Source organism: Scytonema sp. PCC 10023 (assembly GCF_963920835.1).
In the GTDB taxonomy this organism is placed as follows: domain Bacteria; phylum Cyanobacteriota; class Cyanobacteriia; order Cyanobacteriales; family Nostocaceae; genus Kalymmatonema.
The window spans coordinates 62,562-76,280 of sequence record NZ_CAWUDP010000037.1 but is presented as its reverse complement, the minus strand read 5'-3'; the positions used below and the strand labels follow the sequence as shown (position 1 = coordinate 76,280).

12 protein-coding genes are annotated in these 13,719 nt (G+C 46.7%); 4 read left to right on the top strand and 8 right to left on the bottom strand.

The window, feature by feature from the left end; translation table 11 throughout:
• Window positions 1-15: 15 nt before the first annotated feature.
• Window positions 16-1,323, bottom strand: coding sequence for an RNA-guided endonuclease InsQ/TnpB family protein (locus ACM0OZ_RS22340; protein WP_414585006.1), 1,308 nt, complete (start codon window positions 1,321-1,323; stop codon window positions 16-18).
• Window positions 1,324-1,379: 56 nt separating this feature from the next.
• On the opposite strand from ACM0OZ_RS22340, the gene ACM0OZ_RS22335 reads away from it, so the two are divergent.
• Window positions 1,380-1,649: a hypothetical protein gene (locus ACM0OZ_RS22335; protein WP_414585005.1), complete on the top strand. Its 270-nt coding sequence runs from the start codon at window positions 1,380-1,382 to the stop codon at window positions 1,647-1,649.
• 362 nt (window positions 1,650-2,011) lie between these two features.
• Here the strand turns inward: ACM0OZ_RS22335 and ACM0OZ_RS22330 are convergent, their stop codons facing one another.
• The 4 genes from ACM0OZ_RS22330 to ACM0OZ_RS22315 all read right to left on the bottom strand — a co-directional run bounded on the left by ACM0OZ_RS22330 (window position 2,012) and on the right by ACM0OZ_RS22315 (window position 5,569).
• A complete protein-coding gene (locus tag ACM0OZ_RS22330) occupies window positions 2,012-2,686 on the bottom strand; it encodes a response regulator transcription factor (RefSeq protein WP_414585018.1) in 675 nt (224 codons plus the stop codon).
• A gap of 149 nt (window positions 2,687-2,835) precedes the next feature.
• Entirely contained in the window at window positions 2,836-3,918 is a 1,083-nt protein-coding gene (locus ACM0OZ_RS22325) for a histidine kinase dimerization/phospho-acceptor domain-containing protein (RefSeq protein WP_414585004.1), read from the bottom strand.
• 231 nt (window positions 3,919-4,149) lie between these two features.
• Window positions 4,150-5,034: a GNAT family N-acetyltransferase gene (locus tag ACM0OZ_RS22320; RefSeq protein WP_414585003.1), complete on the bottom strand. Its 885-nt coding sequence runs from the start codon at window positions 5,032-5,034 to the stop codon at window positions 4,150-4,152.
• A gap of 19 nt (window positions 5,035-5,053) precedes the next feature.
• A complete protein-coding gene (locus ACM0OZ_RS22315) occupies window positions 5,054-5,569 on the bottom strand; it encodes a DM13 domain-containing protein (RefSeq protein WP_414585002.1) in 516 nt (171 codons plus the stop codon).
• Between the two features lie 445 nt (window positions 5,570-6,014).
• Between ACM0OZ_RS22315 and ACM0OZ_RS22310 the strand changes: the two genes are divergently transcribed.
• Window positions 6,015-7,061, top strand: coding sequence for a DMT family transporter (locus ACM0OZ_RS22310; protein WP_414585001.1), 1,047 nt, complete (start codon window positions 6,015-6,017; stop codon window positions 7,059-7,061).
• Window positions 7,062-7,229: 168 nt separating this feature from the next.
• Complete coding sequence (locus tag ACM0OZ_RS22305; protein ID WP_414585000.1) at window positions 7,230-8,432, top strand: RNA-guided endonuclease InsQ/TnpB family protein; 1,203 nt, start codon at window positions 7,230-7,232, stop codon at window positions 8,430-8,432.
• 121 nt (window positions 8,433-8,553) lie between these two features.
• Here ACM0OZ_RS22305 and ACM0OZ_RS22300 read toward each other — a convergent pair whose 3' ends face one another.
• Window positions 8,554-10,017: a cryptochrome/photolyase family protein gene (locus ACM0OZ_RS22300; RefSeq protein ID WP_414584999.1), complete on the bottom strand. Its 1,464-nt coding sequence runs from the start codon at window positions 10,015-10,017 to the stop codon at window positions 8,554-8,556.
• Window positions 10,018-10,292: 275 nt separating this feature from the next.
• On the opposite strand from ACM0OZ_RS22300, the gene cysK reads away from it, so the two are divergent.
• On the top strand, window positions 10,293-11,237 hold the full coding sequence (gene cysK / locus ACM0OZ_RS22295; protein ID WP_414584998.1) for a cysteine synthase A: 945 nt from the start codon (window positions 10,293-10,295) through the stop codon (window positions 11,235-11,237).
• Between the two features lie 5 nt (window positions 11,238-11,242).
• On the opposite strand, the gene ACM0OZ_RS22290 is transcribed toward cysK, so the two are convergent.
• Entirely contained in the window at window positions 11,243-12,433 is a 1,191-nt protein-coding gene (locus tag ACM0OZ_RS22290; RefSeq protein ID WP_414584997.1) for a pyridoxal phosphate-dependent aminotransferase, read from the bottom strand.
• A 39-nt stretch (window positions 12,434-12,472) separates the two neighbouring features.
• On the bottom strand, window positions 12,473-13,669 hold the full coding sequence (locus ACM0OZ_RS22285; protein ID WP_414584996.1) for an RNA-guided endonuclease InsQ/TnpB family protein: 1,197 nt from the start codon (window positions 13,667-13,669) through the stop codon (window positions 12,473-12,475).
• Window positions 13,670-13,719: the final 50 nt, after the last annotated feature.

Here is a 13,719-nt window from a genome sequence, read left to right as displayed (position 1 = left end):
CCCACAGGGCAGTGCTTAAGAGCGCTTCACGCGGGATAGTTGCTTCATGCTGCCCGTATCTTTATGAGTGCGAGTGCTTGAAGTAGAGCTAAGCCCATCAGCGCTTACGAGGCGCGTTCCACACCCCGACAGATTATTGAATGCCCAAGAAAGCATTACTTCACAAGCAGCTTTGTCGCGCTGTTGAGTGTAACCGCAGTGACTACATTGGTGAACCCGCTCCGAAAGTTCTTTCTTTTTCTGGGTTCCGCACTTTGGACACGTTTGACTGGGCTTAACAGTTTTGGTCGGTAACTCAACATAAACTCCACCACTCTCTTTCACCTTGTACTCAAGAGTTTTCAGGAATCTACTAATACCAACGTCAAGTATGGATTTGTTTAGCCCAGCTTTTTGGCGCTTACGTTTACTGCCCTTGTTTGCTTTCTTGGTCATGTTTTGGACGTTCAAAGCTTCGGTCACTATCGTTCCATGACGGAGAGATATGCGTCTAGTGACCTTGTGTATCCAGTTCTGACGTTGATTAGCAGCCAAGATGTGCAACTTACCAACACGTCTGGAAGCTTTCTTCCACCGCTTTGACGCCTTAATTTTCTTTTTGTAGTTTGGTGCTTGTTTGCGTCGTGTTTGTTTAGAAAGTTTTTTGATTTTTGCTTCGGTCTTCCGTAGAAACTGGGGAGCAGCGTACTGGTGATACCCATTAACCTCTGTCTCGCCCTCCGAGATCCATGCCAGCGTTGCTGCGTTCTCGCAGCCCATGTCTATAGCGACAACGTTAGCAACTCTAGTTGAACGAGATTTCTTAAGCAGAACGTCGTCAATCTCCACCGTGATGGATGCATACCACTCACCGTTTTTGTAGAAGATGGTGCAAGTAGTAGGTGTCCCCCATAGTCTTGCCTCCCCACGCATCCGAATTTGCCCAATTTTAGTTAGCTCCAGATAACCGTGTTTCCCAGTTGTATGAGCTTTCCAGCCACTTGTTGCGGGGTAAGTCCATCCTTTGTATTTTCGGGCTGATTTAAACTTGGGATACTTTCCCAGTTTGCTAAAAAATCTTTGAAATGCAATATCAACGCGTTTCACCGTGGCTTGTAACGCTTGGGAATTAACGTTTTTGTACTCCACCCACATTTGTTTGAACGCTGGCAGTGAGTTCTGTTGCTCGTAGTAATCGACGCTATGCCCAAGCTTTTGATATTGAGTTTTCCTGTTATAGACTGCCGCGTTCCACAGATCTTTGTGGAGTTTGCGGTGGTAATGCAGTGTTTGGTTGATTAATTTGGTTGGGTATAGTCTAAACGTTGCCCGTCGCGTTGCCACTTGTCATCACCTCCTTGTTTCTACTATTCTGTACCTATCGCGCTAGGTATGTCAAGATGCCAATTACTGATTCTGGGAAAAACTGGCAGAAAAAAAACTCTGAAAAAACCCGTGAATATTCTCGTGCTTACAGAGCTAAAAAGACCCAGGTGACGCTATATCTTGATAGTTGGGTTATTGAAGAAATCATTGCTGCTAAAGAGGAAGGGACTAGTAATGCTTCGTGGGTAAAGCAACAGATCGAGGACTGGGCAAAACAACGGAGATTGTCAAAAACAGCACTGCCCCCATCCTCTGTTTCTACTAATGTAGAGATTCAAGAATGAGGGCGTACTGTTTTTGACCGCCTTATATCCCCTCCCTAGTATGTTGAGGAAGCGGAATTACGGCGTTTTTATTAAACAAGAGTGCATGCAGTTAATGTTTATGAAAAAAAACCACAGATGAACACAGATGATTTATCTGTGTGCATCTGGAAGACACTGCGCCCTTGGTGGTTCCCCCCGTTGTTCGCGTATCCCTCACGGGACGCTTTGCGACGAGAGCGTCTCCGTGCCTCCTGCGGAGGTCGCACGCTACAGGCGCAGCCGTGCCGCACCGCGAGGGAGATAGCAAGTGTCCGTTGTTCATCTGTGGTTGCAAATATCTTTAAACGAAAATGAGTGCAAAAAGTCTATGAGCTGAAACATCACTCGCGTAACACGTAACCAACGCCTCGCACGGTTTGAATCAACCGCTTTTCGTTGTTCTCTTCCAGCTTCAAGCGCAGGTAGCGGATATAAACCTCGATAATGTTAGAATCTCCTATAAAGTCATAGCCCCAAACGTGTTCTAAAATCTGGTCGCGGGCGTAGACTTGGCGGGGATGACTCAGTAGGTACTCTAGCAAGTCAAACTCCTTAACCGTGAGTTCGATCGCCCGTTGGCCACGGAATACTTCACGAGTACGGCGATTCAAGCTCAAGTCTGCAAACTGCAACACATCTTGGTCATCTTCCTGTTGGCGGCGCAGGTGGGCGCGAACTCTGGCAAGCAATTCCTCAATACTGAAGGGTTTGACAACATAGTCATCTGCCCCAGCATCCAACCCAGCAACGCGATCTTGCACCTCATCTCGCGCTGTTAACATAATCACAGGTACTTTGTTTCCGGTTGTTCGCAGACGGCGACAAACTTCTACGCCAGTCAGTCCAGGCAACATCCAGTCTAGAATGACCAAATCTGGTGAAGACTCCCGCGCCAAGGTTAGTCCTGCCATGCCATCATGCGCTACGGTGATACGATATCCCTCACTATTCAGTTCCAGCTCTATGAACCGAGCTAGTTTGATTTCATCTTCAATTAAAAGAATATGTGCGGTTATCATAACGACCTGACTATTTTTAGACCGAAGTTCTTGTAGAGAACTTTGGGATGAGCAAGGGGAAGAGATAGGACAAACAGCCTGATACAAAGTTGCATTCGTTCAGAGAAACTAACACGCTAAACTCACACATCCCCATGAACTGAAAATTAAGGGCGACGGGAATTTTTGAACCAACTTCTCCTTGTTTTTAGTTTAAACCAAAGCAAGCGCATCTCTTTCTCGTGTGCGTCTTTCTGCTTTGACTGCAACTTGGTATCAGTATCATCTGCGCGTACCTGGTTAAGCAGGTCTTGTAGAATTTCAATAATGCGTTCCGTTTCTGCAGTCGCCGTTTCCAAGGCTTCGCGCTGCGGAATTGTCAGGTTAGTCCCTCGGCGTAACAGGCTTTGGAGATAACCGTAGACTATGCTTAGAGGAGTGCGTAGATCGTGGGAAACTTGGTTTGTAAACTGCCGTTGTCGAACTTTTGTTACAAACAGGCTAGTAGATAGTTGATGGCAGGATATGACCAGTTGTTGAACTTCGCGGGGGAGTCGTTGCAGATTTACTGGGACTGGTTGAGTGGTATCGTTGAGGGTTACCCACTTGTTAATTTGCAACAGTGGTAGAAGCGATCGCCTTACAATAACTGCAATCGTAAACGTAAGCACGGGAAAAAATAGGATGAGGGCGATCGCTAAATTCTTGGTTGCGGCTTGGGAGCGAGATAGCATCTCGGTTATGTCAGCAGCGACATATAGCATAGCTGTTGGTTGGTTCACCATTGGCACTGGTGTAGCCTTAACTATCAGTTGTTGTCCAGCAACTTTGTAGCGCCTCTTTTGAATAGATGAAGCTTGAAGGGACATCAGCACCGCCTTTTCACTAGCAGGCATTGAACTCAAATTTGGGGATACCAGTACTTCAGTGTTTGTCTGCTTCACCCACAGCCACATGGGTAACGATGACCAATTATCTAGAGTTGCTTGTAGCTCATGTTGCCAAGCGATACTCTTACTCTTGGGTGCCATCATATTGGTCACTTGAGTTGCTACCAATGAGAGCGTTTGTTGATGATTTTCAATGACCATGCGCTCCATTGTCCAGCTTGTGCAAATGACAACGACCCATATTCCCAGGGCAAAAACACCCATCATCCCCAAAGTTAAACGGAGTACTAAAGAGGACGGAACAAGCCACTCCGACTTCATTTTGATTATCTTCTGTAAAAGGATGCTAATAGCAGTCATGAGAAAAAACGTTTGTCATTTGCACTCACGTTTGTTGAACCAAAGGTTAGGGAGATAAAAGCTGTCCACGAGTGCTCATTTGCTCGTGAAGCTAGAAAGTAAATCTAAGGGAATTCCAAGAAATAAATTATCGCTAACAGTGGGGTGGGCACCCTGGCCGCTCTAAATATGGGACGGGTGGGGACACCCATCCCACAAGAAAATTTAGGACGTTTTTTTATTTGGAAGAATCTAATACAGGGCGGATGGTAAAAAGGCCCCTGCTGGTTCGTTATACAGCCCGAGGCTCATCAACGTTGCGGTCTGGGTGACACGCAGGTCATGGTTCAAACACCAACGGAACAGGTCGGCGTTACGCATCGGAACATAGAAGCCAAACTCAGCGGACGCTGGAGCCGCCCCGATAAGCGCCTTTAAGTCCTCATTGTTCTCGCCGACAGCGTGGCCGAAGAAGCCAATTTCGCTGGCGTAGCCCGATACGCGCCCATCACACTCGACAAGCATTGCCGTGCCCCGCCCGACACCTCCCTTTAGTTCGCCCGCCCGGTCATGACCATGAATGCGGTAGCAGAGACGATTACACGCAGCAAGGTCGGTCTCAGTCGCCGGACGAACGGTGCGACCAGGTATCGTCAAGCCGAGCGGTTTACCTTGGAGTTCCGCCAATGGCTCGCGCACATCAAAGCCGAGTTTGGTATACAGGGAAAGCGAGCGGCTGTTATGCGCGGCTTGAACGAGCCGCACACCAGCGCACCGTTTTTCGTGTGCCCGCTGTAAAACATGTTCCATCAGGCGGCGACCAACGGACCTGTTTTGCGCGGCAGGGTCTACCGAAGTGGGGCCGATACCGGCGATAGTGTCGCCTTCCCACAAACAGTTGCTGCCGATGACGCGCCCGTCCTCAGCCTCAGCCACGACCAAATAAGCTGTCGGGTCTGCTAAAATTTCGGTCAACATTTCCGCCCCAAACTCCGCAGAAGGAAAGTCGGGTACCAAGCCGTGCTGTTCCGCAATGGCACGCAACCCTTGATACAGAATGGTGCCACAGGGAAGTGCGTCGTCGGGCCGTCCGGCACGCAGCATCACCGAAGATGTTTGTTCAAATACTTTATCCATGATGAAAAATAAATCAGATCTAACGAGCACTAACGCCACTACTAGCTTGCAGTGGTGCGTAGCCAAAGGTGGCGTTTGCCATGCGACACCAGATGACCACAGATTTGAAGTTTGCTACATTAACAGCATCGGGAATGGGGTAGCGTTGAGTCCCGTTGTACTTTTGTAAGCGCCCCACATTTACGAAACTACCCTGGTTTTTATATGCTTGTGGTGGTTTGCCAGTGGTATCTAGAAGAACGTGCAGATCCGGTCCTTGGTCGCTGGTACTGAAGGCACCATCTAGTTCCAAGTAGCGATGTCCGTTTTCGGTGACGATGCGAGCTGAACCTGTAGTTGGCTTTTCTCCAGCCAGAAATTTGCCAGATACTACAGCCATAGACTTACCTTGCGCCACAAGGATATTATTGTTGCTAGCACTTGAGGTGTGGCTGAGGTTCCGGGACGCTGTTATTTGAGCTGCTTGTCCTAACACAGGTACAGTGGTAATGATTAAGGAAGTCGCGCCTAGTAATACCAATTGATTCAGTTTCATTGTTGTTCACTCCATTCAATTTGTCGGCTCAATTTCATCTTGGTTCAATCAGCCTGGAAGAAGATGATTTTTTCCTGAGAAATGAGTGAATAAAACTGAAGTAAGGCTAAGATTTTACCTAGAAACGGCTCAAATTGAGTTCAAGCCAAAATATGAATTTTATCTGAGAAATCGCTGAAAAAAACTCACCAAAAATTCTATAACTTATCAGATAATCTATAGCGGCTGCTCATTTGTACTGCTTGAACTCACGCCACAATAACAGTGTTCTGTATGAGTCTTTGTGGCTATGAATCGGACCTTTGCATCTCATTATCTTCTTTACATTTGCACCGGGGAACTTCAGTCTAGCACCCTCTCAAGTCCTAGTGGCAAGCAAATTCTGGTGTGACACAGCACAATTCTGTCGCAGGAAAAAGCCAACACGGGTTGTACATAAAGTTGTATGAAAACAAGAAAAAGAAATATTTTCAGCCGAGTTTCCAGTTCCTTCTACCTGTGGACAGCCATCCTCATCTTTGCAGCTGCCAATGCCGTAACCCGCAAAATTACAGAAATTGGATCACAGCACCTTGTCGATGGCAGAAATCCGATTTCACTCTGCAATGTTTTATTTGTCGGCAACCTCTGTGCTTTAGCGATGATGTTGTTAATTTTTGGCAGAGAATTGAACCAACGCACCTTAAGACAGTTAACCCGTGGAGATTGGATCAGCTTGGGAGTCATAGCTATCCTTTCCGGTGCCCTTGGTCCTGGGCTAATTTTTGGTGCCCTAGACAACACCACCGTGACCAATGTAGTGCTGATTGGTCGGCTGGAACCACCGCTCACCTTAGCTTTGAGCATCTGGCTTCTGGGAGTTAGGGTCAATACTTGGACGATCGCGGGTGCGATCGCGTCTTTTGCTGGTGTTGCTGTGACATCATTTCTGCCTAGCTCTGGTCAAACTGTAGCGCTGATGGGAGGTTCATTGCATATTGGCAACGGGGAGTTGATGGCAGCCGCTGGCGCTGTGGTTTTGGCTATTGCTACGGTCATTAGTAAGTTACGATTGCAGCATATCCCCTTAGGCTTTTTTAATATCTTTCGCACGGCTTTGGGAACGGTTGTCTTCTTCTTCCTCGCTCAGTTGCTTTACGGAACACAACACTTTCAAGATGCGTTCTCGCCGTATCTTTGGCAATGGATGCTCCTTTACGGGGCTGTGATTGTCGTTGCAGGGCAATTGTGCTGGTTTGCAGGTTTGCGCGGCTCAACTTCTGCTCAAATCAGTCTGGCTAACTCGTTTAATCCTATTGCTGCAATTGTGATGGCGTATCTAATTTTAGGGGAAGTACCCACAGCTGCTCAATATATGGGCGGCAGTATTATTTTGATTGGTATTGTCCTAAGTTTAATTGGAAATCTCCGCTCTGGTAGAGCAATGCAAATCTCTGCTCAAATCAGTCCTGCCAAACAGATGGGTTCTGCAAGCGGTTTTATGGGAATCTGAAACGCAATACTGTAGGTTGGGTTTCACAAAAGTTCAACGGTAGCGCTATCCCTCCCCACCCAAGGGCGGAGCAGGGTGGGCGAGGTTGCCGGGTTGCCGGAGGAACGGAGGCAACCAATAATTGTGGACACATAACAAATAGTTCTTGCATTGAGGTATAATCAGGCTATGAAGCAAATTCTGACTGTATCCTGCAAGCTCCAAGTCACACCTGAACAACTCGCCAAAATTGACGAGTTGTTGCAGGCGTTTGCAGATGCTTGTGAGTATACGAACAGGACTGTAAAGCCAGGGTTGACTAACGAGCAGGCAATTCAGTCGTTGGTTTACAACGATGTCAGAGCTAGGTTTGGTCTGTCTTCCCAGTTGGCAATCCAGGCAGTCAGACGAGTTGCCGGAAACCGTAAGACGGCTAAACAAAAAAGTAAACCAGTTAGAAAATTTGCTCCAACCAGTGCTGCTTACGACGAGCGGGTATTCAGTTTTCGGGAACACGACTGGACAGTTAGCTTGAGATTACTTGGCGGGCGCTCGCGGTTTAAACTTGCCATCGGCAACTACCAGCGTTCTCTGCTCAAGGGGCAAACACCTAAAACCGCAACGCTGCTGAAGCGGCAGAATGGTACGTATTACATTAATATTCAGCTTGAGTCGCAACCACCAGAGATAGAAGCTACAGATAAGGTTTTGGGTTGCGACCTGGGTAGGACAGACATTGTTGTTACCTCGCACGGGGACAAACATAACGGGAAAGACATTACGAAAATTCGCAACCATTACAGTAATCTGAGAGCTAAACTCCAACAAAAAGCCGCGAAAGGCACGCGCAGTTCTCGTCGTCGCTGTCGAGAATTGCTGAAACGGTTGTCGGGCAAAGAGCGACGCTTTCAAAGTCACACCAACCACACCATTAGCTACCAGTTGGTACAAAAGGCTAAAACTAATAACCAAGTCATTGCCCTCGAAGACCTCACTGGTATCCGCGAACGGACGAATGAACTGCCTAGAACCAAGGTGGAAAGACGCAGGAGCAACTCCTGGAGCTTCTACCAGTTGCGGCAATTCTTGACCTACAAATGCATCAAGTTTGGGGTGAAACTGGTGTTGGTAAACCCAGCTTACACGAGCAAGACGTGCCACAATTGCCTGCACATCCATCCGGTGTCGGGTAAGTCTTATCGTAGTGGCAAGTCCTTTAAATGCGGTCATTGTGGTTGGTGTGGCGATGCCGATTTGAATGGAGCGATAAATATTTCTGCTTTGGGGCAACTTATAAACTTGCCTGGAGGTTCGGGTGCATTGTCTTGTTCTTTGCAAGACCATGTACTCAGGGCTGCTGAAAACCCTAACCTCAGCCGTCAGGCAGGTTAGGGTAGTTTATCCCAACGCCATCCTGAGTTTTGTTGCTTAACTCAGCCTTCTCAATTTCGAGAATTTCACGCTGGCAAGGAAGTAATATTTATTCACCTCATCAATCGCCAACGTTTAATTTTCACCGCAGCGCCCCTAATCCATCTTTTTGCCGTTGATAGCGCTCTTTAAACTGTCGTTGCTGTATACTGTGATCCACAATGGGGTCAGGATACCCAACAGCATGACGTTCTAAGGGTGAAATTTTCCCCGTCACCAAATATTCCGTATCCATAGACCGCAATTCCGGAACCCATTGCCTAATGTACTCGCCCTCAAAGTCAAACTTTTGCGATTGACTAGCAGGGTTGAAAATTCGCACGGGTTTCGGGTCCATACCGCTAGAAGCACTCCATTGCCAGCCGCCATTATTGGCAGATAAATCACCGTCAATTAATCTTTGCATAAAGTATTTTTCTCCCATTCTGGGATCAATCAGCAAGTCTTTGGTCAGGAAATTGGCGACAATCATCCGACAACGGTTGTGCATCCAGCCCAGTTCATTCATCTGGCGCATTGCTGCATCAACAATTGGGTAACCAGTTTTCCCCTCGCACCAAGCTTGGAAATGTTCTTCGTTATTGTCATAAGGAAAGTTTTTGAAATGGTCGCGGAAAGCACCTTCTGCTAGTTCTGGGAAGTGATACATCGCGTGTTGATAAAATTCTCGCCACGCCAGTTCCTGTTGCCATGCACGAATGCTGGTTTCTGTTTCCTCACTGCGGCTAATTTCTAGCGCCTCCAAAGTTACTTGCCAAACGCTGCGAACACCAATCACGCCAAATTTTAAAGCCGCACTCAATCTAGATGTACCGTCAACTGCTGGGAAGTTGCGCTGTTCTTTGTATTCATTAATTGCACTGGCGCAAAATTCCTCTAACCGTTCTTGCGCCGCCGCCTCTCCTGGCGCAATGACTAATTCTCCATCCCAATGGAAACCTAAATCTTTGGGTGAGGGTAATTCTATCGCCCCTGAAGCTTTTGCAATTTCCTTTTCGGCTTCTGTCAATCCCGTCATGTTTTGTAGAGACGCGCCATCCGAAAGTTCTACAGGAGATGCTTTTGGTTTACCAATCCAATTTTTCCAAAAGGGGGTGTAGACGGTGTAGGGCTGATTGGAACCAGTACGAATATCCTCTGGTGAGTGTAAGAGCTGATCCCAGTTCTTCTCAAGAAACTGGATACCTTTTTCTTGTAGCGCTTCCATAACAGCGCGATCGCGTTCTTGAGAATACGGTTCCACATCCCAATTCCAAAATACAGCTCTTGCGCCCAGAGTCGCTGCCAGTTCTGGAATGGCTGTAGTAGGATTAGCATGGAGAATTAACAACTGGCTACCTGCTTGAGCATATCGCTGTTGTAGTGACTGTAAACTACCAATCATGTAAGTCACTCTGACCGCTGCAACATCATCCCGTTCTAAAATATTCGGATCAAGGCAAAACACGCCCACGACCTTTGGACTCTGCTTTCTTGCAGCGGCGAGTCCTGTGTTATCAGAAATGCGTAAATCGCGGCGATGCCAAAACAGAATTAAATCAGACATTCCATCCTTTGGATAGTTCTCTTGTACTAGCTTAAAGTTAACAAAAGTCAAAAGTCAAAACAGAAGCAAAATTTATCACCTTTGAACTTTTGTGTGCGTCTTTCTTTCGGCGTCTTTTTCGGGCACGTTATTTTTCAATTGTCAATTTTTTCGCAATAAAGTATGTAGACTTACTTGATTGAGAGCCAATTTAATGTATGTTAATGTACGCTTATTCGATAGGCATAGCGTATATTAAAGCAGTATTGCACAGCCAACCCCAGGAGAGAAGAAAGATGCGAATAGCTCGTGATATCACCGATTTGATTGGTCGGACGCCTCTAGTTCAGCTTAATCGTATTCCTCAATCTGACGGCTGTGTTGCCCAGATTTTGGTCAAACTAGAGGGGCTAAATCCATCAGCTTCAGTCAAAGACCGAATTGGTATCAGCATGATTGAAGCTGCTGAGCAAGCAGGATTAATTCGCCCGAGAAAGTCAGTTTTAGTAGAACCCACTTCTGGCAACACGGGCATTGCTCTAGCGATGGTTGCGGCAGCCAAAGGGTACCGTTTAATCTTAACAATGCCAGATACAATGAGTACCGAACGGCAGTTAATGCTGATGGGGTATGGGGCAGAGGTGGAGTTGACACCAGGAGTTGAAGGTATGTCTGGGTCTATTGCTCGTGCTAAAGAAATTGTTGCTACCACACCAGATGCCTATATGCTTCAGCAGTTTCATAACTGTGCCAATCCCAAAAGCCATCGAGAAACAACAGCTGCTGAAATTTGGGAAGACACCGATGGGCAAGTTGATATCTTAGTTGCTGGCGTTGGTACAGGAGGCACAATTACTGGAGTTGCTGAAGCAATCAAGTCCCGCAAAAGCGAATTTCAGGCGATCGCAGTTGAGCCAGCTAACAGTGCCGTACTCACAGGTGGTAAACCAGGAGAACACAAAATTCAAGGCATTGGAGCTGGGTTTGTTCCTCCCGTGTTGCGTATAGAACTCGTTGATGAAGTTCTTCAGGTGACTGATGAACAGGCGATTGAGTATAGCCGCAGGCTAGCACGAGAAGAGGGAATTCTGTCAGGTATATCGACTGGTGCTGCTTTGTGGGCTGCGGTTCAAGTTGCTAAGCGTCCGGAGAATGCAGGACGTTTAATCGTGATGGTGCAGCCCAGTTACGGTGAACGATATTTAAGTACGCCCTTGTTCAAAAACTTAGAGCAAAGTTAAAGATCTCAAGTTGCTTTTTGTAAGATAGATTGCAATTTTAGTAGGCGATCGCCCGCCACCGCCAAAGTTTCTGGCTTCTTACTAAAACAGAATCGAATGAATTTGCTAGCTTTCTCTGGTTGAGAGAAAAAGCTGGAACCGGGAACCGCTGCAACTCCAATCTCTTTAATAAGATAGAGGACGAAATCTACATCCGTCTTGTAGCCAAAGCGGGAGATGTCAGCGAGTACGTAGTAGGCTCCCTTGGGAATAGAATAGGGAATCCCAACTTCATCTAAAATCTGAAGCAGACTGTCTCGCTTCTCCTGATACAGTATTGCCAGTTCCTTGTAGTAACTCTCTGGTAGTTGCATCGCCGCCACTCCTGCTCGTTGCAAAGGTGCGGGTGCGCCTACGGTAAGAAAATCATGAACTCTACGAATTGCGCCAGTTAATTCTGGATTTGCCAAGATGTAGCCAACTCGCCATCCAGTCACACTGTAGGTTTTGGAAAGACTATTGATAGTGACAGTGCGTTCCTCCATACCTGGGAGGGTTGCCATTGCGATGTGCTCAGTACCATCATACAGAATATGTTCGTAGATTTCGTCTGTAAAAACTAGCACATCCCACTTTTGGCAAAGTTCGGCAATTAAGGTTAATTCTTCACGGCTGAACACTTTCCCAGTTGGGTTGTGGGGAGTATTAATAATGATGGCTTTGGTGTTGTTGTTGAATGCTTGCCGTAGTTCGGCTTCATCAAAAGTCCAATCGGGTGGATGTAGCGATACATAACGCGGAGTTGCACTCGCTATCACCGCATCGGGACCATAGTTTTCGTAATACGGCTCAAACACAATAACTTCATCACCTGGATCTACCGTAGCAAGCATTGTTGCTGCCATTGCTTCGGTGGAACCACAAGTTACAGTAATGTGCCGTTCGGGGTCAATTTCTAAGCCTAGATACCAACGGACTTTTTCAGCAAGAGCGTGACGAAAAGCGCGATCGCCCCAAGTAATGCCATACTGGTTAACATCACCTGCGATCGCTTCATAAGCAGCCTGTTTCAATTCTGGGGGACAGGGAAAATCGGGAAACCCTTGCGCCAAATTTACGGCATTGTGTTGCAATGCCACTCTAGTCATTTCACGAATGACCGACTCTGTAAACTGACTTGCCTTGGATGAAATTTTTTGCTTGTGCGCCTGAGTCACCCCATACCTCCATTAATGTTAAATTGACACTCCCCACGGCTAAAAGCCGGGGGATTCTTGGCTCAACGTCGCAACTTGCTCAACCAGAGTTACCCCAAGTAGAGTAGAGGTTCCAACTCCCCAAGCGTTACTTCCCGGATGCCCTCCGGTAGACTTTGCCTTAAACAAAATATTGATGGCTGCATTCACATCACGTTGCAGAACACATCCGCATTTGCAGGCGTGTGTTCGGGTTGATAGTCCCTTTTTGACGATGTGTCCACAATTACTACATTTTTGCGATGTGTAGTGAGGTGGAACAGCTACAACTTGAGTCCCGAACTTAATCGCAAAGTATTCTAGCCAACGACGAAAAGCACTCCAAGCCACATCATTTATTGACTTGGCTAGACGACGATTTCTTACCAGTCCCTTCACATTCAAGTCTTCATAGGCGACATAGGCGTTAGCCTTGCATACGTTACGCGCTATTCTTTTAGCGTGTTCTTCCCGCTGCCGACTTACTCTTAAATGCTTCCGGGCATATCGCCCCCTCGCTTTGCGTCTGTTGTTTTTCCCTTTTTCTTTTGTGTAAATGCGACGTTGAGCGTGCTTGATAGCTTTTTCAGCTTTTCTAAGGAAACGGGGATTCTCCTGATGATGTCCGTTGGAATCAGAGTAAAAGTGTTCTAGCCCAACGTCTAAACCAATCTCCTCATCACTAGTTCTAAGCTCCGTGCCACTTACCGCTTTTACGCACAATTGAACATAATACCCATCAGCCCGACGCACAATGCGAACTCGTTTAATCAGATCTATCGGGTATGTGTGAATATCCCATTTTCCCAATAGCTTGAGTTCCCCAATACCCTTTTTGTCTAAGAAGGTGATTCGGCGTCTAGTTGGGTGTAACTTCCATCCTGATGTTTTGTATTCAACAGAACGAGCATCCTTCTTAAATTGTGGATACCCGCTCGATCCCGGTTTATTCTTTTTGCAATTATCTCTAAATCGTGAAATAGCACGCTCTACATTCTCAACCGATGCATGAGTTGCATGGCTGTTCAGATTTTTGACAAATTCAAACTCTGCCCTTAGCTGAGTGTTGTACTGGTAGAGTTGCTTTTTACCTACGCCACGGTTATCCATCCAGTATCTCAGTACTTTGTTTCGCACAAATTGACTTGTACGGATAGCTTCGTCTATTGCCTTAACTTGAGTCTTTTTAAGTACCGCCTTGTATTCCAGTACCAACACTCTTTAACCACCTCCTGTTATTTGCTATATTATTTTTAGTATACACTGCA